Below are 20,252 nucleotides of genomic sequence, written 5' to 3'. Positions count from 1 at the left end.
CGCGCATGACAGTGAAAGTACAGTTTGATCACGCCAATTGCGAAGACTGTCCGATTCGACATCGGGCGGTGTGCGCGCGTTGCGAAACAGACGAGCTAGAAGAACTGGAAAGTGTCAAGTATTACCGTAGCTTCGAGGCAGGGCAGACAATTATCTGGTCAGGCGACCAGATGAATTTTGTAGGATCGGTCGTATCCGGTATCGCGTCCCTCACGCAAACGATGGAGGACGGGCGAACCCAGATGGTCGGTCTTTTGTTGCCCAGTGACTTTGTCGGCCGCCCGGGTCGGGAATCGGCCCCTTATGACGTTCAGGCCACCACGGATGTGGTGATGTGCTGCTTTCGAAAAAAGCCGTTCGAAGACCTCATGAACAGCACGCCACATATCGCACATCGCCTTTTGGAGATGACGCTGGACGAGCTGGATGCGGCGCGTGAATGGATGCTTGTGCTCGGGCGCAAAACCGCACGTGAAAAAATCGCCAGCCTGCTATCGATTATTGCCCGCAGGGATGCGTCGATCAGCCAGAAGGGTCTTGTCGGGCCTATAGTTTTCGATCTGCCGCTAACGCGGGAGGCGATGGCGGACTATCTGGGCCTGACGCTTGAAACCGTAAGCCGCCAGATCTCGGCGCTCAAAAAGGATGATGTTATTTCTCTTCAGGGAAAGCGGAACGTGACAGTTCCGGACATGGGTCGCCTGATGGAAGAGGCGGGCGACGATTCAGACGGTGGATTTTTGGTCTGACCATGTTTTAGCGTGACATGGCGCGCCCGCTGTGATTACCGATTCTCGCATGACACAGAATGCGGGAGCAGACTATGGAATTCGGTAGCGTTTTAGCCATGTTGTTGATCGGCGCAGTCGCCGGTTGGCTGTCCGGAAAGATCATTGAAGGACGCGGGTTCGGCCTGATTGGCAACATTATTGTCGGAATCGTCGGTGCTTTTCTGGCTGGTTTGATTTTCCCGGCACTGGGCTTTGCCGTTGGCGGCGGCCTGCTGTCCTCAATCTTTTTCGCAACGATCGGAGCCGTGATCCTGCTATTCCTGATCGGCTTAATCCGGCGGGGATAAACGGCAGAGCACGCCCAAGGGCGGCTCTGCCTTTGACGCACTTTGTGTCAATGAGCCAGGAAAACGGGTACGGCTGATTTTTCCAGCATGTTCCGGGTAGCACCACCCAGAATGGCTTCTCGGAACCGGGAATGGCCATACGCACCCATGATGATCATATCGGACTCTGTGTCGGAAGCATGTCGGTTCAGGATGTCGGACACGCGGGTCATCGTCTTGCTGAGAACGTCGATTTCGCATTTCACCCCGTGCCGCGCAAGCATTTGCGACAGCATTCCACCCGGATCCGAGCGATCAGGACCGTGGCGCGGGGGGTCAATCACCACGATACGAACCAGCTCGGACTGTTTGAGAAAGGGCAGGGCGCGCCGGACGGCACGCATGGCCTCGACACTTTCATTCCAGGCAATCATGGCAGTTCGGGGCACGGAAATGGGTTTGGCCTCCTCGGGAACAACCAGAACCGGAGCGTGGCCCTCGAACATGGCGGCTTCGACAATGGGCTCCGCCTCCGCGCCGCGCTCGTCTCCGTACGGATGCGGCAGAACCACAAGGTCCGAAAAACGTGCCCTGTGTGCCACGTGGCGACCGATATCCGCGATTTGCGCAACCCCGCTTTCAGCGGACCAACGCACGCCGGTTTTCCTCAGATAGTCCTTGGCGAACCCCAGCACCTCATCCGCTTCGGCCTTGGCCCGACTCAGCGTTTCTTGCAGGATCAAGGCATTGGCACCGGCATAATAGTACCCCGTCTGGCTGCGATCGACGCCCAGGCACAGCGCCTCGGCATGTGCGTCCTGTGCGTCGGCCAAAGCCGCCATCTGGCTCAGTGCCGCCCGAGCTGCCTTGGTTTCGGTCATAACCGTGAGAAGAGTTTTATACGCCATTTATACCTCATCGTTCGGGTGTTTGGTTTCGAGTGACCAGTTAACCCCTTCAATCTCTTATGCGTGTCACAGAAATCGGCGCGGTGTCTTGACTCAGATCAAAGCAAACCATGCCGCCTTTCGACATTACAACAGACAGTCAAAAAAGTTCTGTGCGACAATGGAATCGCGCAGAGCAAGGCAAAGGGACGCAGTATGTCGAATTACATCAAGCTGATCGCGCTTGGTCTGGTCGTGGTGTTTGCCGCTATCGGAACCAACTATGCGCGGGATTTGGCGTATCAGGTGCACGCACTGCTGGTGATGTTGATCGCCGGTGGGTTGTTCATCTGGACGCTTCGAAACACCGATGAGCCAGATACCAATGTCGACCGCTCGGCGGAGTACATGGATGGCGTGATCCGCTACGGCGTGATCGCCACTGCCTTTTGGGGCGTGATTGGGTTCCTCGCAGGAACCTTTATCGCGTTTCAGCTGGCTTTTCCCGCGCTGAACTTTGAATGGGCGCAAGGGTATATGAACTTCGGGCGGTTGCGCCCGCTGCACACATCGGCAGTGATTTTCGCCTTTGGCGGTAACGCGCTGATCGCAACCTCGTTCTATGTCGTGCAGCGCACCAGTGCCGCACGCCTGTGGGGCGGCAATCTGGCCTGGTTCGTCTTTTGGGGGTACCAGCTGTTTATCGTTCTGGCAGCAACCGGGTATGTCCTGGGTGGAACGCAATCCAAGGAATATGCCGAACCTGAATGGTATGTGGACCTGTGGCTGACCATCGTTTGGGTGGCCTATCTGGCTGTCTATCTTGGTACAATTGTCAAACGCAAAGAGCCCCATATCTACGTGGCCAACTGGTTCTACTTGTCCTTCATTGTGACGGTTGCGATGTTGCATCTGGTCAACAACATGACCATCCCGGTCAGCGTCTGGGGCTCAAAGTCGGTCATCGTCTGGTCGGGCGTGCAAGACGCCATGATCCAGTGGTGGTATGGCCACAACGCTGTGGGTTTCTTCCTGACGGCAGGCTTCCTGGGCATGATGTACTACTTCATCCCGAAACAGGCCGAGCGTCCGGTCTTCAGCTACAAGCTGTCGATCATCCACTTCTGGGCGCTGATCTTCCTGTATATCTGGGCTGGGCCACACCACTTGCACTACACCGCGTTGCCTGACTGGGCCTCGACGCTGGGCATGGTGTTCTCGGTCGTGCTGTGGATGCCCTCATGGGGTGGTATGATCAACGGTCTGATGACCCTATCGGGCGCATGGGACAAGCTGCGCACCGATCCAATCATCCGCATGATGGTGATCTCGGTCGGCTTCTACGGCATGTCCACATTCGAGGGTCCGATGATGTCGATCCGCGCTGTGAACAGCCTGAGCCACTACACTGACTGGACCATCGGTCACGTACACTCGGGTGCGCTGGGCTGGAATGGCATGATCACCTTTGGCGCCCTGTACTATCTGGTGCCTGTCCTGTGGAAGCGTGAGCGTCTGTACTCGCTGCAAATGGTCAGCTGGCACTTCTGGCTCGCCACAATCGGCATCGTGCTCTACGCCGCGTCGATGTGGGTCACCGGGATCATGGAAGGCCTGATGTGGCGTGAAGTGGATGCCAACGGCTTCTTGGTGAACTCGTTCGCTGACACCGTGGCTGCCAAGTTCCCGATGTATGTGGTGCGTGCTCTGGGCGGTGTTCTCTACGTCGCTGGTGGCGTGATCATGTGCTACAACCTGTGGATGACTGTACGGAAAGGACCGGCCAAAGAGGCCAGCCTGACCGTCGCGGTCCCGGCTGAGTAAGGAGGTCGGAGCAATGGCAATTCTCGACAAACACAAAATCCTCGAGACCAACGCGACCCTCCTGCTGATCTTCAGCTTTCTGGTCGTGACCATCGGTGGCATCGTTCAGATCACCCCGCTGTTTTATCTTGAGAACACCATCGAGAAGGTGGAGGGCATGCGCCCTTACACCCCTCTCGAAATGGCGGGGCGTGAAATCTACATCCGCGAAGGCTGCTATGTCTGCCACAGTCAGATGATCCGGCCCATGCGGGATGAGGTCGAACGCTATGGCCACTACTCTCTGGCGGCCGAGTCGATGTATGACCACCCGTTCCAGTGGGGGTCCAAGCGCACCGGGCCTGATCTGGCGCGCGTCGGTGGCCGTTATTCGGATGACTGGCACGTGCGTCATCTGCGCGACGCGCAATCTGTTGTGCCAGAGTCGGTGATGCCGAAATACGGCTTCCTCGAAAACCGGATCATAGACGGTGAGTACATGGGTGACATCATGGCCGCAAATGCTCTGGTTGGTACGCCTTACACCGACGAGATGATCGAAAACGCGGTTGCGGATTTCCAGGCGCAGGCCGATCCGGACAGCGATTATGACGGTCTGTTGGAACGGTACGGCGACAAGGTCAACGTGCGGAACTTCGATGGTCAGCCTGAGCTGACCGAGGCCGACGCGCTGATCGCCTATCTGCAAATGCTGGGTACACTGGTCGACTTCTCGACCTTCACCCCGGTCGCAAACCGCTGAAGGAGGGAGTTATGGAAGAATATACATTCCTCAGGCAGTTCGCTGATAGCTGGATGCTGCTGCTCTTGTTTCTGTTCTTCATAGGTATCGTGATCTGGGTTTTCCGTCCCGGTGCCAGCAAGGAATACAAGGACACCGCCAACATCCCGTTCCGGCATCAAGACAAACCCGCCGAATCCGAGGAGGCGAGGAAATGAGCAAGACACCTGAAAAACAGCCGGGTGATCCAAACACCACCGGCCATACCTGGGATGGCATCGAGGAGTTCGATAACCCAATGCCGCGCTGGTGGCTGTGGACCTTCTACGCCACCATCATCTGGGGTGTGATCTACACGATCATGTATCCGGCATGGCCCTTGGTACAGTCGGCAACCGCCGGTGTTCTGGGTTGGTCTTCACGGGCACTGGTTCAGGAGGAAATGGTCGCGTTCGAGGAATCCAACGCGCCATGGAATGTGAAACTGGTCGAAACTCCGCTTGATGACATCTCCAAAGATGCTGAACTGCAGCAGTATGCAGTAAACGCAGGCGGCGCGGTATTCCGGACCTGGTGCGCACAGTGCCACGGCTCGGGCGCGCAGGGCGCGCCGGGTTTCCCGAACCTGCTGGATGACGCATGGCTGTGGGGCGGTACGCTGGATGACATCGTGACGACTGTCAGCTACGGGATCCGGAGCGAGGAAAGCGATGATACGCGCTATTCCGAAATGCCGGCCTTTGGCGAGATCCTGGAACCGGAAGAGATCACTCAGGTTGTTCAATACGTGATGTCGCTGACCAACGCGCAGACCGATGATGCGGCGGCGCAGGCGGGTCAGGTTGTTTTCGAAGACAACTGCTCTGTGTGTCACGGGGACAATGGCCAGGGTGACATCTTTCAGGGCGCACCAAACCTGACGGATGCGATCTGGCTATACGGTGGTAGCGAAGAGGCGTTGACCGAGTCGGTGACCTACAGCCGCTTTGGCGTAATGCCGCCCTGGGACACTCGCCTGACCGAGGCGCAGATCCGCGCCGTGTCCGCCTATGTCCACCAATTGGGTGGCGGTCAGTAAAGACAAAAGAATACCTTCAGGCGGTTCGCCGCCCGAAGGTTGAGGCACCGGCTGTTCCATCTGTTCGCGCGTTTCCAGAACAGCCGGTGTCTTTCTTCCTAAGTTAAGTCGTTGACGTCGATTGGTCCAGAACCCCGCTGTTCCTGCGGTATTCACAGATCATTCAGATCGACCTCGCGCCGTTTTTCCGTCCACCAGTGGCCTTCTGGCAACCAGCGCCGTTTCTTTGCGTCCGGTTTCGGTGCATCGCGGATATGGTGGGTATCAATACGGGTCGCGGTCATGAAGGACCGGGCAAGTACATCTAGCATGATCTTTCTCCTGCAGGCTGCTTTCACTCAGTTCAGGATTGACCTTTAACGCTATGAATGCGACTCAATTAGCATCACTTTATGTAATCAGGAATTACATATGGATTGGCTAAAACTGCCGCCTTTGGCATCCCTCAGGGCCTTTTCTGCATTCGCTGAACGGCGCAACGTGGTCGAGGCCGGCGCTGCGCTGAATGTCAGCCACGCTGCAATCAGCCAACAATTGAAGGCACTGGAAAATCATCTGTCTGTTTCGCTTGTGGATCGCGCGGGGAAATCCCTGACGCTGACCGCGGATGGGGAACATCTGGCCCGCGCTCTGCATCTGGGGTTCACAACAATCGAGGCCGCCGTGCGGGATCTGACGCGCGTCAGTGAAGACCGGCCGGTGCATGTCTCGCTGACGTCATCTTTTGCCGCATCCTGGTTGATGCCCCGTCTTCCGGCATTTCGCGCAACTCATCCGGGGATTGATCTTGCGCTAGACCCAACGCCCGAACTTGTCGAGCTACGTCCTGGCGGGGTCGATGTGGCCATTCGCTATGGGTTGGGCGGCTGGCCGGGCGTGCAATCGGAAATGTTGCTTAAAACACCGATGGTTATAGTAGCCGCGCCCGACTTGCTTGGCGGCAAAACGGATTGGACACCGGCTGAACTGGCAAAGCTGCCCTGGCTGGAAGAGATCGGAACGACCGAGGCCACAACCTGGCTGGAGCAGCATGGTGCAGTCCCCGAACGTGGCGCAGGACGCATCGAATTGCCCGGCAATCTGTTGCTGGACGGGCTGCGGGCCGGGCAGGGTGTGACGGTCACCGTGCGGCATTTTGTCGAGCACGACATCCAGGCGGGCAGGATCGTTGAACTGTACGCCGAACCGTATTCCGGTGGATATCATGTTTTAACTGCAAAAACAGCGCTCAGACCTGCAGTGAAGGTTTTTGTCGGCTGGTTGATGCGCATGGCGCGGGTTGAATGACAGCAAAAGATGTCTGTACGATGCGCGTTTTGACCCATGTCAAAGTTTGAATGCCTGTGATCTGGAAGAACACACTCAGAAGAGCCAGATCTGGAGCCAGCCCGTGAGCGATTCCGAACCAGCCCCCAGCCTATATGCCGCGCGAGAACCCATCTTTCCCAGACGCGTATCAGGACCGTTTCGCAACCTGAAATGGATCATCCTCGTGGTTACGCTGGGCATTTATTACGTGACGCCGTGGTTTAGGTGGGACCGAGGGCCCAGTCTGCCGGATCAGGCGGTTCTGCTGGATCTGGCGAATCGCCGGTTCTACTTTTTGTGGATCGAGATTTGGCCGCACGAGTTCTACTTTGTTGCCGGTTTGCTGATCATGGCCGGTTTAGGGTTGTTTTTGTTCACCTCGGCTCTGGGCCGCGTCTGGTGCGGGTACGCCTGCCCGCAAACCGTTTGGACGGACCTTTTTATTCTTGTGGAACGCTGGATCGAGGGCGATCGAAATGCGCGGCTGAGGCTGCATCGTCAGGAGAAACTCGACTTCCGCAAGGCGCGTCTCAGGCTCTCGAAATGGGCGGCATGGTTTTTGATCGGTCTGGCCACGGGCGGGGCTTGGGTGTTCTATTTCGCGGACGCCCCGACATTGGCGCGAGACTTGGTGACCGGAAATGCGCATCCGGTTGCTTACACGACGATGCTGATCCTGACGGCGACGACATTCTTCTTTGGCGGCTTTGCCCGCGAACAGATCTGCATCTATGCCTGTCCATGGCCGCGCATTCAGGCGGCAATGATGGACGAGGACACGCTGGTGGTCGGCTACCGCGAGTGGCGCGGCGAACCACGCGGCAAAGGCAAGCGGGACGCAGACTCTGAGCTTGGGGACTGCATCGACTGTATGGCGTGTGTGAATGTCTGCCCGGTCGGGATCGACATCCGGGACGGACAACAGCTGGAATGCATCACCTGTGCGTTATGTATTGACGCCTGTGACGACATGATGGCCAAGATCGGCAAGCCACGGGGTTTGATCGATTACATGGCGCTGAGCGACGAAACCCGCGAAAGGTCAGGCCAATCGCCTACGAGTGTCTGGAAGCACATCTTTCGGGTGCGAACAATCATGTACACCACGCTTTGGTCTCTGGTTGGCTTTGCACTTTTATTCGCGCTGTTCATTCGCTCTGACATCGATCTGACCGTGGCGCCCGAGCGCAACCCGATCTACGTAACCATGTCTGACGGCACCATCCGCAACACCTATGATGTGCGCCTCCGTAACAAGCATGGTGAGGATCGGTTGTTCAAATTGTCTCTGACCGGTGATTCGGAGCTGCAGTTGCAGATTGAGGGCACCGAAATTGATACTGTGAATGTCACCGCCGATACGGCACAATTGACGCGTGTCTACATCACCGCATCCAGGGATACAGGTCCTGCATCGGCTGAAACAACGCCCGTTCGGATCTGGGTTGAAGATCTGAGCAGCGGCGAACGCGCTTACAGGGATACCACCTTCAGCGGACGAGGGGACTGATCATGGCTGAACGCAAATTTACCGGGAAACACGCTCTGGCAATCTTTGTGATTGCGTTTGGGGTGATTATCACCGTGAACCTTGTGTTGGCCTACAGTGCGGTCAAGACCTTTCCGGGTCTGGAAGTCAAAAACTCTTATGTGGCCAGCCAGGAATTCAACGACCGCTTGTTGGAGCATCAGGCACTGGGGTGGGAGGTTCAGGCTGAAACACAGGGCGGGCTTCTGATCCTGCACATTACCGATGCAACCGGTGCACCCGTGAAGGTGGCTGAGCTTGAGGCCATCGTTGGGCGCGCAACGCATGTACGTGACGATTTCTCGCCGGATTTTGTTTTCGACGGGGTTGTATACTCCACACCAGCCACCCTGGGTGAGGGAAATTGGAACATTCGTCTGGTTGCTCGCGACGGCGAGGGCGCCGAGTTTTCCCAGCGCGTTCCGCTGTATGTGAAGGGTTAGAATTGTGACAGCGCGCGTTTCTTCCGGCACGGCAGCTTGTCCGGGTTGCATTGCAACCCCGGCGGAGCCTGCCCGGCCTATACCGGAAGATGTGCAGATTGCGCTGTCTCTGCCAGGCATTCATTGTTCGGCCTGTATCTCAACTGTAGAGCGTGAGCTGAACGCCCATCCCGGAGTTGAAGACGCGCGGGTCAACCTGACCTTGAAACGGGCCATGATCAAAGCCGCGCCAGAGACGCGCGCCACTGATCTGATCCCGGTGCTCGAACGTGCCGGTTTTGAGGCGCATGAGCTGGATCCGGGCGCCCTGTCCGCGACACAGACCGACAAGGACGGGCGCGATTTGTTGATGCGATTGGCGGTTGCCGGCTTTGCCTCGATGAATGTGATGCTGTTGTCCGTATCCGTCTGGTCCGGTGCGACCGATGCGACACGGGACATGTTCCATTGGATTTCGGCAGCCATCGCGCTGCCTGCCATTGCGTTTTCGGCACAACCTTTCTTTGCAAACGCTTGGAGTGCCCTGCGCGTTCGGCGCCTGAACATGGACGTACCCATCGTGCTGGCGATCCTGCTCGCGCTGGTCACGTCCCTATGGGAAACTGCGTTGAGCGGCAAACACGCTTACTTTGACGCGGCCTTGACCCTGACCTTCTTTCTTTTGGCAGGTCGATATCTGGACTATCGGACACGCGCTGCCGCGCGCTCGGCCGCGGAAGAACTGACTGCGCTGGAAGTTCCAAGGGCCATTCGCGTCGTTGACGGCGCCGAGGAAGAAGTCGCAGTGGCCTCGCTGAACCTGGGCGACCTGATCCTTGTGCGGCCCGGCGGTCGTATGCCGGTTGATGGGCAGATTGTGTCCGGCCAGTCCGAGCTTGACCGGTCGCTGCTGACGGGTGAGACGCTGCCTGTGTTTGCCGAAGCCGGTCGGTCGGTCAGTGCAGGCGAGGTCAACCTGACCGGCCCACTTGTAATACGTGCAACGGCGGTTGGTGAGGATACCTCGCTGCATCGCATGGCCGATCTGGTGGCGATCGCCGAGTCAGGCCGGTCGCGGTATACCTCCTTGGCGGACAAGGCAGCCAAGCTTTATGCGCCCGGCGTACATATCCTGTCTGCGCTCAGCTTTGTGGGGTGGTACATCTATTCGGGTGACCTGAGAACGGCGTTGAACATCGCGGCGGCAGTTCTGATCATCACCTGCCCCTGTGCGCTTGGGCTGGCCGTGCCTGCGGTCACAACTGCAGCCTCGGGGCGGTTGTTCCGCAAAGGCATGCTGATCAAACACGCCACGGCCCTTGAGCGGTTGGCCGAAGTGGACACGGTTGTGTTTGACAAAACAGGAACCCTGACGTCTGGCACGCCGGAACTGACGAACCTGGGAGAGCACAGCCGCGCCGATCTTGAAGTCGCTCTGGCGCTGGCCGAAGCGTCCGCACACCCGTTGTCACTTGCGCTGGCGCAGGCGGCCCGCGCGGCCGGCGTTAAACCGGCCAAGATTCGCGATGTCGCAGAAGTGCCGGGGTTTGGAACTGAAGGCGAGTATCGCGGGCAGCGCGTTCGACTGGGGCGAGCCGCTTGGATCGGCGCCAACCAAGGGGCCGAAACCGCTGCATGGCTGGCAATTGGAGACCAGACTCCGCAGGCTTTCAGGTTCAACGACGCTCTACGCCCTGGCGCGGCGGAGGCTGTTGAGGCATTCCAACAATCCGGCAAGCGGGTCATCCTGATTTCTGGCGACTCGCAAGGGGCGGTTAGAACGCTGGCCGAAAAACTCGGGATCAAGGACTGGATTGCCGAAGCGCTCCCGCAGGACAAGGCCAATCGGATCCAGGCCCTGAATGACGAGGGTCGTCATGTTCTCATGGTGGGCGATGGTTTGAACGACACGGCGGCTCTTGCGGCGGCGCATGTGTCGATCTCTCCGGCATCGGCCCTCGACGCGGCACGGGTCGCATCAGACATCGTTCTGCTGGGCAATGACCTGTCCCCAATCGCGGATGCTTGCAGTACGGCGGTCAAAGCCACCAAACGGATTCGCGAAAATTTCCAAATTGCCACTGTCTACAATGTGATCGCGGTGCCGTTGGCGGTGGCCGGGCTTGCCACTCCTCTGATCGCGGCCTTGGCGATGTCGACCTCGTCGATTACAGTTTCTGTGAACGCGCTGCGGCTGAGGTGATGTGAATGGAAGTGCTCGCCTATCTGATCCCGATTTCCCTGTTGTTAGGAGGCATTGGACTGGTTGCGTTCGTTTACACCGTGCGCTCCAATCAATATGAAGACCCCGAGGGCGATGCCCGCCGCATCTTGAGCGACGAATGGGATGACCGGCCCAAGCCGTGATTCGCGTTCAAATCCGCCACCAACTGCCCTTGAAATTGCCGTAATGCCCCGCTATGTCCGGCCCATTGCTAGCAGAGAGATAACGCCAAATGGCCACCACCAACCCGATCCAGTTCATTCAGCAAGTCCGTGCCGAAGTTGCGAAGGTCGTTTGGCCGACCCGGCGCGAAGTGCTGTTGACCACGGTGATGGTGTTTATCATGGCCGCCCTGACGGCCGTGTTCTTTGCACTTGTTGATTTGGGCATTCGCAGCGGTTTGCAATTGATCCTTGGCGCCTTCGGCTAAGACGGACAATCCGGGGCTGTAGGGCCGCCGAAACTGCGGGTCCCCCCTTGCACAGCGCGCAATGTCAGAGTAGGTGACGCGGTACCTTTCGGGGTGGGCGTGTGGCGATTCGGGCTGCGCGCCGCTTTTTATTCCGGATGACGCGGGACAGCCGCAACAGGATTTCAATACAGGGTGTGTCCGGTTGGTTGGATGCGCCAAAGGCAAACAAGGACGACAGGTTCATGGCGAAACGGTGGTATTCGGTCAGCGTTCTTTCGAATTTCGAAAAGAAGATCGCAGAGCAGATCCGCACGTCGGTATCCGAGCAGGGCCTTGAGGACGATATCGACGAAGTTCTGGTGCCCACCGAAGAGGTAATCGAAGTGCGTCGGGGCAAGAAGGTCACGACCGAGCGTCGTTTCATGCCCGGCTACGTGCTGGTGCATATGGAGATGTCGGATCAGGGCTATCACCTGATCAACTCGATCAACCGCGTCACGGGTTTCCTGGGACCGCAAGGTCGCCCTATGCCGATGCGCGATGCCGAGGTGAACCAGATCCTCAACCGTGTTCAGGAAGGCGAAGAAGCGCCCAAGCTGATGATCACCTTTGAGGTCGGCGAAAAGGTCAAGGTCAACGACGGCCCGTTCGAGGATTTCGATGGCATGGTCGAAGGTGTGGACGACGACAACCAGAAACTGAAGGTTTCGGTCTCGATTTTTGGTCGGGAAACCCCGGTCGAGTTGGACTTTACGCAGGTTACAAAACAGAGTTAACCCGACCAAACCTCTGAAATAAATAAAAACACCCGCCGTTTCCCAACGGCGGGTGTTTTTTCTTGTCATGGGTCTAGAATCTGCGTATACCTAAATTGGTAAAAAAATATTACCAAAATTGGAGGCGTACGATGGGGCTCGCGAGTTGCCATAATTTCCAGGAGTTTCGAAAGCTGGCAAAGCGCCGGCTTCCCAGTCCGATTTTTCATTACATCGATGGCGCGGCGGATGATGAAATCACCTATCGCCGCAACACCTCTGCCTATGATGACGTCGATTTGGTGCCCAATGTTCTGGCTGGTGTCGAAGACGTTGATATGAGCGTCGAGGTTATGGGCCAGAAGCTGAACATGCCAATCTACTGCGCGCCAACGGCTCTGCAGCGCCTGTTTCACTATGACGGAGAGCGGGCGGTCGCGCGCGCTGCGGATAAGTACGGCACGATGTTTGGAGTTTCGTCGTTGGCAACAGTGACGGTCGAGGAAATTGCGGAAATTACCGACACGCCCAAAATGTTCCAGTTCTATTTTCACAAGGACCGGGGCCTCAATGATGCGTTGCTGGAGCGTGCGCGTGCCGCGAATTTCAACGTGATGGCTCTGACCGTTGATACGATCACCGGAGGCAACCGCGAACGGGATTTGCATACGGGGTTTACTTCTCCACCAAAACTGACACCGTCCTCGCTGTTGAGTTTTGCGACGCACCCGGCCTGGGCCTGGAACTTTTTGACCAAAGAGAAATTCGATATGCCCCACTTGTCGGGATATGTCAGCGCCGGCACCAATCTGGCGGTTTCGGTTGGCGACTATTTTTCGACGATGCTCGACCAGTCCATGAACTGGAAAGACGCCGAAAAGCTGTGCGCGCAGTGGAACGGTCAGTTTGCGTTGAAGGGCATCATGAGTGTTGAGGACGCGAAACGTGCGGTCGACATCGGATGCACGGGGATTATGGTTTCGAACCACGGCGGACGACAGCTGGACGGTTCGCGCGCACCGTTTGATCAGCTGGCCGAAATCTGCGACGCCGTCGGCGACAAGATCGACGTCATCTGTGAAGGCGGCATCCAACGCGGGACCCATGTCCTTAAGGCGCTGTCAGTTGGGGCCAAGGCGTGTTCCGGTGGGCGATTGTACCTCTATGCGCTGGCAGCTGCCGGTCAGGCGGGCGTGGAAAAGGCGCTGGGCAATCTAAAGACAGAAATCGAACGTGACATGAAACTGATGGGCGTTACCAAGTTGGATCAGTTGAGTCGGGACAATCTGCGATATCGCTGAGGTTTTGGTGAACCCGCACTTGAGCCTCCGGCAGCCGCTGCACAGCTTGGCATTGCCGACCGACACGTCACTTTTCAGCGACGTCTAGTGTTTGAACCGTACCATCCAACGCGTTCGAGTGGATGAACAAGCGCCGAGTCTAATGATCGCTGTCGAGGTCGGCGCGAAGCCGAAGGAATCGTTGTCGATCTTTGGCGGGTAAACGCCTATTGAACTGGACCTTACGCAGGCTAAGAAGCAGAGTTCAGGAAAGGCAAAAGGGTAGTATTCAGAAAGGTCAGTGCCTTTGATTGGATGCCGGGCGCTTCGGACTCTCGAGGACCGGCAATGTTCAAGACAACCGGGTCGGTCGATGTGAGCCAGTGCCAGAGTCGCTCTCTCAGCTTTTCGCCGTTCTGTGAAAGATCGATGCACAGGACAGGCTTTCCGAGTTCTTTCGCCACTTCGCTGGTGTAGGTTGTTCCGGGGCTTTGAGATCGATCCGTGATAATCAGTGTTGCATCACTGGAACCTGCATTGAGCCGCGTTCTTTCATTGGGTTCAGGTGTAAGCGCTTCGACCAACCCTTTAAACTGTGCGGGAATGCGACCGTTTTCATTGAGACGCCCTTTGGGAACCCAACCCCCATGTCTGAGGCTGTTTTGCAGGGCAAATTCAAGTGCGGCCGAGTCCACGCCAGTCTGCCCTCCCGATATGATCTTCATTGTTCCCTCCTACAGCCGGGTCTTTGGTCCCGTGTCAGACGATTTGTGTCGACCTCAAACCGTTGCGCTGACAGTGAAAATGCTAAATCTTATTGGCAAGACAAATTGGCTGCGGAGCGAAAGTGTATTGTGGACTGTTTTACGGTTGCTTCGTCCGTCACTAAAATCACACCGTATTTGGCTCGGTGCAGGTTTCGGGTTTCAACGGCTCCCACTTGCCAACCCCCGCATTCCTCTATAAGTGCCGCCATTATCGTCTTCGGGCGAGATTCTCTCGTGGGAGGTTGCCGGGATCGCGATCCCGGGCCGGACCACGCAACATAAACCGGGTGGAACGCGTTTCACCTACGTTGAAAGGAAAACCAAATGGCCAAGAAGCTTGCTGGTACAATGAAACTGCAGGTTCCTGCAGGTCAGGCGAACCCATCGCCGCCAGTTGGTCCGGCGCTGGGTCAGCGCGGCATCAACATCATGGAATTCTGCAAGGCGTTCAACGCCAAGACCGCAGACATGGAGCCCGGCGCTCCGTGCCCGACCGTGATCACCTATTATCAGGACAAGTCCTTCACCATGGACATCAAGACGCCGCCCGCGTCTTATTACCTGAAAAAAGCAGCTGGTCTGAAGCCGGTTGGCAAGCGGAACCGCCCCCGTGGTGCGGAAAACCCCGGTCGTGAGACCGTGGCCACCGTGACCAGCAAGCAGGTTCGCGAAATCGCCGAAGCCAAAATGAAAGATCTGAACGCCAACGACGTCGAAGGCGCAATGCAGATCATCCTGGGCTCGGCCCGCTCTATGGGCATCGAGGTGAAGTAAGATGGCAAAACTCGGTAAACGTACGCGCACTGCGCGCGAAGCTTTCGCTGGCAAGACAGATCTGTCGGTTGAAGAAGCGGTTGCACTGGTTAAGGCCCACGCAACGTCTAAGTTTGACGAAACCGTCGAAATCGCACTGAACCTCGGCGTTGACACCCGTCACGCGGACCAAATGGTTCGTGGCGTTGTTGGCCTGCCGAACGGCACCGGCAAATCGATGCGCGTTGCTGTCTTTGCGCGCGGCCCCAAGGCTGACGAAGCAAAAGAAGCGGGCGCGGATATCGTTGGGGCAGAGGATCTGATGGAAACCGTTCAGGGCGGCACCATCGAGTTCGATCGCTGCATCGCCACCCCGGACATGATGCCGATTGTCGGCCGTCTGGGCAAAGTTCTGGGCCCTCGCAATCTTATGCCAAACCCGAAAGTTGGCACCGTGACTATGGACGTGAAAGCGGCCGTAGAAGCAGCCAAGGGCGGTGAAGTTCAATTCAAGGCGGAAAAAGGCGGCGTTGTGCACGCCGGTGTTGGCAAAGCGTCGTTTGACGAAGCCAAGCTGGTCGAAAACGTTCGTGCCTTTATCTCCGCCGTCGCCAAGGCGAAGCCGTCGGGCGCCAAAGGCACCTACATGAAGAAGATCGCGCTGAGCTCGACCATGGGCCCGGGTGTGACACTGGATGTGGCGGCCGCGTCGGGCGAGTGAGCCCGAGCTCAAAAGCAACATGTTGTGAAACCCGGGTGGCCGTCGCCGCTCGGGTTTATTTTTGCGCCGATCGAAAGGCCTGTTTGAGGCGCAGTTCCAGGCGGTCGCGTTTTAGAAGTTCGAAATCGCTGCAGGTGAAGCCGGCCTGCCAAAGGCGCAGCCAATCTTTCAGCAGCCGTCCTCGCAGGCAGCAATCGAGAACCTCCATATCTACGGGGTGGCGGTACTGGCGAAAGAACATCTGTTTGTTTCGGCTCAGAATACCACTTCGGTCAACATCGCTTTCGTCTCCATCTCGGAAGATATCTGCCTTCAGAAGGTCAACGATATCATAGACGGCGAGCTTGTCTCGTGCCTCGGTAAAATCCAGCCCGATTGAGGTGCCTTTCCCCATAATCAGGTTTGAACCATGAAAATCCCCGTGTGAGAAAACCCGCAAGTCCATACGGTTTTTCAGAGCGACAGCTTCGTTCAGAAAGCTTTCGACCATGGGTCGGGTGATCTGTGCGACGTGTGGCGGCAGATTTGCACTCAGATCATCTATGCTCTCAGTCATCCAGCGAGGACGGAATGCGTAATCAGTCGATGCTTTAAACCCGTGCAGGTCGTGCAGCCATGATCCCGACCGACGATAGATTTGCGCGACCTGTGCTTCGTTGTTACTATTGTAGATAATGTCCGTTGCTGTCGGACGGTCTACGAACTCAGTGACCATGAATTGATCGCTTGGGGACAAGTAAACGGGCCTCACAACCCGATTGGTTGGGTTGGTCTTGAAGTATCCCGTCAATTGTTCTAGCAGGTCAAACTCTTTGCCAAGGCGCCCGGTTTCGGGTGAAAGCGTGTCGAGTTTTAGTGCGTAGTTACGACCTGAGCTTTCGACTTTCCAAACAAGACGGGTGTCGGGGAACGCATGCGACCGGCAGAGGAACTCTACTTGAGTGACAGGCGTTTTCAGACAGCGTTGCACCAATTCATCCGCGCAGGCACTGGCCTTGTCGTATTCGTCAGAGGTGACTGGCGTCATTGTGCCCTCGAACCCGCGCCTGTTCCGCGTCTCCATGTGTGACGTGACCGCAGCGGAATGTCGCTGTCAATGGCCCGCACGCTCAGAGTCATCTCACTCGCGATCCAGAATGGCGTTTTTGAGATTTGGGAAAAAGGCCTGACCAGTCCTGATGCCCATTGTTGGGCGGGTAATGTCGTGCACATCGCGCCAATACTCGCAGCCCAGTTGAGCGCCTTTCAGGCAGGCAAAGAAATCCCCGGTCTGAGGTTCGTACCAGAAGATACGGCCATCGAAAACGTTTCCAAAGATGACTGGTTCAGACTCCGCGGCGAACGCTTGCAAATCGGGCACCGCGGTATTTGTGGCAAGTTTCAATACCAGATCCCGGGTCATTTTGTTTGGGAGGACTTGATTTACCGACTGTGTCGCTTGACTGGGATGTATGGCTATGAATGGTAGCCAGCTGAGTAGTATTTGGTTGTCTAAAGGCGGCAGGCTTGAGGACTCGCGGGATTCATCAGCGGTGAATATGACAACGGTGTTAGCCAGCAGCCCCCTGACTTCCAACTTCTGCATCAACTCCGCAACTGCGATGTCGAGATATTTCAGCGCGCGATAGCGCGCAGAGATCTCTTGGGGCAGGAAGTCATGGGGAACGTTGTAAGGCGCGTGAGTGCCGGTTGTCAGAACCGAAATGAACCAGGGTTGCGTTCCGTCCAGATCATCGATGTAGTTGACGACGTTTCGGAACAAGGAGCGATCATCAATGCCCCACCCATTGCGGAGAACACCATCTCCGGATGACCAATCCTGATTTCCGCGCAACTCCTCAAAACCCAGTTCAGCAAGGTGTGTGTCTTTTGACATGAATGCCAAAGGAGCGCTTTGCAGGAAGGCGGTATGATAGCCTTGCTCGGATAGGACAACCGGCAGCGCCTCAGCGGTGACCTCGGCACTATCGGCCAGATCGTCCCACTTGTGTTTGCTGGAGATGAAACTCGGAACGTCTCCGGTTAGCGTGGTGTAGAGCCCATTGGAGGTGATCAATTGATGTCCGACAAAACGTTCAAGGCTGATGTTCTGGTCTGCGAGGGTGCCCAGAGTTTTCATATCTGCTTTGGTCAGGCTAAATCGGGAAAGCCCTTCCAAATAAACAAAGAGTACGTTCAACCGCTCTGGTCCGAGTTCAATCACTTGGGCGCGGTCAAAGGCGGCGGTATCGAAGTTCCTGTCCGATGTTTCTAGTCTTGACTGGCCGAGTGTTGGAAGCAGCGGATGAGTTTGCAGCCAGGCAGGCTCGCTGATGCGAAAACTGTTCGGGATATAGGCAAATGCCGCGGTGCTTAGAGCCACTCCGATAAGAACGCTAAATCGGGCAACATGTCCCAAGCGTTCCAGTCGCAGTAAAACCAGCGCAATGGCGAAGAAAATAGCAGCGTTCACGATGATCCCTGAGGTCAGATGCGCGTCGATAAATGTTGTGTCGGTTGCAAAGCTCAGGAGATCGAGATCGATAGACGTCAGATTGGCTTTAACGTGTTCGATGTTGGACGCATAGAAAAACGCCAAGACACCGAATGAGATCAGAAGAACCGTGTAGGGTGCTAATGTAAACAAAAGTGCAGTTGCAGTAGCAAACAAGACGTCGCCGGCAACACCGAGCCACAAGACGGGTCCCTTGTCGACGAAAAAGGCAGTTGTGGGGTCGAAACCCTGGTGGGCGTTATATGTCCAGCCATAAGAACCCTTCGCGAAAGCCGTCAGACAAAGATACCGATGATAAAGCGTGATAGTGAGAACGCTTACAAAGATGCTTCCGAAGCGCGCTGCGCGCTGCTTCAAGCGAAATGCTGATGTCATCGTCGAAGTGCCTGCTTGATCGCATTTTTTGCATAAAAGCTCACATTGAGATGCCTATTGCAAGGTTGTTTGCGCCCCGACGAAGCGCGCATTAATGACAGGCGTGATTTTTACGCTGTTCTTCGGGGTGGTTCGTCGAGCGAATTGACCCTCTTGCCAAGACGCAGCCGTATCTTCAGGGGGTGCAATTTACCTCTTGGAAACCGGAGTCATCTGCCCTAAAGAGACTTGCGGAACAAAGCGTGCGATTCGTCGTGCGCTTTATTTCGTTTCGTCCAAGACGGTGGGTGACCTCACGACAGGTCTTAATTCCCTGCCTGAGACGGGTAAGACCAAAGAATTCTGAGGGTCCAGCTCTCGGGCGCATTTTGGCCAATCCCGTAACTACGGACCTGAACGCCGGAGCGAAAGCTGCGGCAAATATGAGCCGGGGTGAGGTATCGCCCCTAACTTGGAGAGAACTGTGGATAGAGCCCAGAAAGAGAAAGTGGTCGAGGAACTCGGCCAGATCTTCGAAAGCTCTGGCGTCGTAGTCGTATCGCACTACGCCGGTCTGACAGTTGCCGAGATGCAGGACCTGCGCGCACGTGCTCGTGACGCGGGTGGTGCAGTGCGTGTTGCCAAGAACAGGCTCGCCAAAATCGCCCTTGAGGGTAAGCCGTGTGAAAGCATGGCCGACCTGCTGACAGGGATGACCGTTCTGACCTATTCCGAAGACCCTGTGGCAGCAGCCAAAGTGGCCGAGGACTACGCCAAAGAGAACCAAAAGTTCGAAATTCTTGGCGGTGCAATGGGTGAGAACGCTCTGGACCGGGCTGGTGTTACAGCCGTGTCGAAAATGCCGTCGCGTGAAGAGCTTATTGCTTCGATCGTGGGCTGCATCGGCGCGCCTGCTTCGAACATCGCCGGCGCAATTGGCGCACCTGCAAGCAACATCGCAAGCATCCTTTCCACCATCGAAGAGAAGGCGGAAGCTGCGTAAGCGGTTGGCACTGAATGATCTGCGTGGGGCATGTGCCCTGACGTTGGAACACACACTGTAAACGGAAAGAGCTGATACAATGGCTGATCTGAAGAAACTGGCAGAAGAGATCGTTGGTCTGACCCTGCTGGAAGCACAAGAACTGAAAACCATCCTCAAAGACGAGTACGGCATTGAGCCCGCCGCTGGCGGCGCCGTAATGGTCGCAGGCGCAGCTGGCGATGCTGGCGGTGCAGCCGAGGAAGAAAAAACCGAATTCGACGTCGTTCTCAAGAACGCCGGCGCTTCGAAAATCAACGTCATCAAAGAAGTTCGCGGCATCACCGGCCTGGGCCTGAAAGAAGCCAAGGAACTGGTCGAAGCCGGCGGCAAGATCAAAGAAGCTGTGTCGAAAGACGAAGCCGAAGAGATCAAAGGCAAGCTGGAAGCAGCTGGCGCCGAGGTCGAACTGGCCTAAGTCAGTCTTTTGGTGCATCGCGGATGCACCGGAAATTTGGCTGGTCCCGGAGAAATCCGGGTCCAGCCGAACCTGTCTTAGAAAGGGCCTAAACCGATGGGGCGTTTTCTAAGACACGGTTTTCGGATCGGGAGGCCGCCACTCGGGACGGTGGCCATGAATTGATCCGGACGTGTCGTCTCGAATGTGCAAGATACCGGGGCCCGA

The 20,252-nt window shown here is 56.6% G+C and carries 23 protein-coding genes; 18 read left to right on the top strand and 5 right to left on the bottom strand.

Features of this window, described 5'->3' with window-relative positions; genetic code table 11:
* The first annotated feature begins 5 nt into the window (after window positions 1-5).
* A complete protein-coding gene (gene fnrL / locus ACR3ES_RS22350; RefSeq protein WP_170431158.1) occupies window positions 6-749 on the top strand; it encodes a transcriptional regulator FnrL in 744 nt (247 codons plus the stop codon).
* 74 nt (window positions 750-823) lie between these two features.
* A complete protein-coding gene (locus ACR3ES_RS22345) occupies window positions 824-1,078 on the top strand; it encodes a GlsB/YeaQ/YmgE family stress response membrane protein (RefSeq protein WP_170431160.1) in 255 nt (84 codons plus the stop codon).
* Window positions 1,079-1,125: 47 nt separating this feature from the next.
* Here ACR3ES_RS22345 and ACR3ES_RS22340 read toward each other — a convergent pair whose 3' ends face one another.
* Window positions 1,126-1,965 (bottom strand): universal stress protein, encoded by an 840-nt coding sequence (locus ACR3ES_RS22340; protein WP_170431162.1) that lies wholly within the window; start codon window positions 1,963-1,965, stop codon window positions 1,126-1,128.
* A 195-nt stretch (window positions 1,966-2,160) separates the two neighbouring features.
* Between ACR3ES_RS22340 and ccoN the strand changes: the two genes are divergently transcribed.
* The 4 genes from ccoN to ccoP are packed head-to-tail and all read left to right on the top strand — an operon-like array spanning window position 2,161 to window position 5,567.
* The gene (gene ccoN / locus ACR3ES_RS22335; RefSeq protein ID WP_170431164.1) at window positions 2,161-3,768 is read left to right on the top strand and encodes a cytochrome-c oxidase, cbb3-type subunit I; all 1,608 of its coding nucleotides are present in this window, start codon (window positions 2,161-2,163) and stop codon (window positions 3,766-3,768) included.
* A 13-nt stretch (window positions 3,769-3,781) separates the two neighbouring features.
* Window positions 3,782-4,510: a cytochrome-c oxidase, cbb3-type subunit II gene (ccoO, locus tag ACR3ES_RS22330; protein WP_170431166.1), complete on the top strand. Its 729-nt coding sequence runs from the start codon at window positions 3,782-3,784 to the stop codon at window positions 4,508-4,510.
* 11 nt (window positions 4,511-4,521) lie between these two features.
* Window positions 4,522-4,707 carry a cbb3-type cytochrome c oxidase subunit 3 gene (locus tag ACR3ES_RS22325; RefSeq protein WP_170431168.1) on the top strand — a complete coding sequence of 62 codons (186 nt, stop codon included), beginning with the start codon at window positions 4,522-4,524 and terminating at the stop codon, window positions 4,705-4,707.
* Complete coding sequence (gene ccoP / locus ACR3ES_RS22320; RefSeq protein ID WP_170431170.1) at window positions 4,704-5,567, top strand: cytochrome-c oxidase, cbb3-type subunit III; 864 nt, start codon at window positions 4,704-4,706, stop codon at window positions 5,565-5,567. The genes ACR3ES_RS22325 and ccoP overlap by 4 nt, the downstream gene beginning before the upstream one ends.
* 152 nt (window positions 5,568-5,719) lie before the next feature.
* Here ccoP and ACR3ES_RS22315 read toward each other — a convergent pair whose 3' ends face one another.
* Complete coding sequence (locus tag ACR3ES_RS22315; RefSeq protein ID WP_480424546.1) at window positions 5,720-5,878, bottom strand: hypothetical protein; 159 nt, start codon at window positions 5,876-5,878, stop codon at window positions 5,720-5,722.
* A 100-nt stretch (window positions 5,879-5,978) separates the two neighbouring features.
* On the opposite strand from ACR3ES_RS22315, the gene ACR3ES_RS22310 reads away from it, so the two are divergent.
* The 8 genes from ACR3ES_RS22310 (at window position 5,979) to ACR3ES_RS22275 (ending at window position 13,517) form a co-directional block, all read left to right on the top strand.
* Window positions 5,979-6,854, top strand: a complete 876-nt coding sequence (locus tag ACR3ES_RS22310) for a LysR family transcriptional regulator (RefSeq protein WP_170431174.1) — start codon at window positions 5,979-5,981, stop codon at window positions 6,852-6,854.
* Window positions 6,855-6,957: 103 nt separating this feature from the next.
* Window positions 6,958-8,385: a cytochrome c oxidase accessory protein CcoG gene (gene ccoG / locus ACR3ES_RS22305; protein WP_170431176.1), complete on the top strand. Its 1,428-nt coding sequence runs from the start codon at window positions 6,958-6,960 to the stop codon at window positions 8,383-8,385.
* 2 nt (window positions 8,386-8,387) lie between these two features.
* Window positions 8,388-8,846: a FixH family protein gene (locus ACR3ES_RS22300; protein ID WP_170431179.1), complete on the top strand. Its 459-nt coding sequence runs from the start codon at window positions 8,388-8,390 to the stop codon at window positions 8,844-8,846.
* Between the two features lie 4 nt (window positions 8,847-8,850).
* Window positions 8,851-11,028: a heavy metal translocating P-type ATPase gene (locus ACR3ES_RS22295; protein WP_170431182.1), complete on the top strand. Its 2,178-nt coding sequence runs from the start codon at window positions 8,851-8,853 to the stop codon at window positions 11,026-11,028.
* A 5-nt stretch (window positions 11,029-11,033) separates the two neighbouring features.
* Complete coding sequence (gene ccoS, locus ACR3ES_RS22290; RefSeq protein ID WP_170431184.1) at window positions 11,034-11,192, top strand: cbb3-type cytochrome oxidase assembly protein CcoS; 159 nt, start codon at window positions 11,034-11,036, stop codon at window positions 11,190-11,192.
* An 89-nt stretch (window positions 11,193-11,281) separates the two neighbouring features.
* Window positions 11,282-11,479, top strand: a complete 198-nt coding sequence (secE, locus tag ACR3ES_RS22285; RefSeq protein WP_170431185.1) for a preprotein translocase subunit SecE — start codon at window positions 11,282-11,284, stop codon at window positions 11,477-11,479.
* A gap of 224 nt (window positions 11,480-11,703) precedes the next feature.
* Window positions 11,704-12,237 carry a transcription termination/antitermination protein NusG gene (nusG, locus tag ACR3ES_RS22280; RefSeq protein WP_170431187.1) on the top strand — a complete coding sequence of 178 codons (534 nt, stop codon included), beginning with the start codon at window positions 11,704-11,706 and terminating at the stop codon, window positions 12,235-12,237.
* A gap of 131 nt (window positions 12,238-12,368) precedes the next feature.
* The gene (locus tag ACR3ES_RS22275; RefSeq protein WP_170431189.1) at window positions 12,369-13,517 is read left to right on the top strand and encodes an alpha-hydroxy acid oxidase; all 1,149 of its coding nucleotides are present in this window, start codon (window positions 12,369-12,371) and stop codon (window positions 13,515-13,517) included.
* Between the two features lie 230 nt (window positions 13,518-13,747).
* Here ACR3ES_RS22275 and ACR3ES_RS22270 read toward each other — a convergent pair whose 3' ends face one another.
* On the bottom strand, window positions 13,748-14,221 hold the full coding sequence (locus ACR3ES_RS22270) for a putative molybdenum carrier protein (protein ID WP_170431191.1): 474 nt from the start codon (window positions 14,219-14,221) through the stop codon (window positions 13,748-13,750).
* A gap of 366 nt (window positions 14,222-14,587) precedes the next feature.
* Between ACR3ES_RS22270 and rplK the strand changes: the two genes are divergently transcribed.
* Together rplK and rplA are read left to right on the top strand one after the other, a co-directional pair.
* Window positions 14,588-15,037: a 50S ribosomal protein L11 gene (gene rplK, locus ACR3ES_RS22265; protein WP_010440985.1), complete on the top strand. Its 450-nt coding sequence runs from the start codon at window positions 14,588-14,590 to the stop codon at window positions 15,035-15,037.
* Window position 15,038: 1 nt separating this feature from the next.
* A complete protein-coding gene (gene rplA / locus ACR3ES_RS22260; RefSeq protein ID WP_170431193.1) occupies window positions 15,039-15,737 on the top strand; it encodes a 50S ribosomal protein L1 in 699 nt (232 codons plus the stop codon).
* A gap of 55 nt (window positions 15,738-15,792) precedes the next feature.
* Here rplA and ACR3ES_RS22255 read toward each other — a convergent pair whose 3' ends face one another.
* Both ACR3ES_RS22255 and ACR3ES_RS22250 read right to left on the bottom strand, forming a co-directional pair.
* Window positions 15,793-16,800 carry an aminoglycoside phosphotransferase family protein gene (locus tag ACR3ES_RS22255; RefSeq protein ID WP_480493523.1) on the bottom strand — a complete coding sequence of 336 codons (1,008 nt, stop codon included), beginning with the start codon at window positions 16,798-16,800 and terminating at the stop codon, window positions 15,793-15,795.
* A gap of 57 nt (window positions 16,801-16,857) precedes the next feature.
* A complete protein-coding gene (locus ACR3ES_RS22250) occupies window positions 16,858-18,588 on the bottom strand; it encodes an LTA synthase family protein (RefSeq protein ID WP_480424542.1) in 1,731 nt (576 codons plus the stop codon).
* Window positions 18,589-19,069: 481 nt separating this feature from the next.
* Here ACR3ES_RS22250 and rplJ point away from each other — a divergent pair, with 481 nt between their 5' ends.
* Both rplJ and rplL read left to right on the top strand, forming a co-directional pair.
* Entirely contained in the window at window positions 19,070-19,588 is a 519-nt protein-coding gene (gene rplJ, locus ACR3ES_RS22245) for a 50S ribosomal protein L10 (RefSeq protein WP_170431199.1), read from the top strand.
* Window positions 19,589-19,667: 79 nt separating this feature from the next.
* Window positions 19,668-20,045, top strand: coding sequence for a 50S ribosomal protein L7/L12 (rplL, locus tag ACR3ES_RS22240; protein ID WP_170431201.1), 378 nt, complete (start codon window positions 19,668-19,670; stop codon window positions 20,043-20,045).
* The last annotated feature ends 207 nt before the right edge of the window (window positions 20,046-20,252 follow it).

Source organism: Ruegeria sp. B1, from assembly GCF_056535885.1.
The sequence above is the reverse complement of the archived record's forward strand: the minus strand, read 5'-3'. Positions and strand labels throughout refer to the sequence as shown.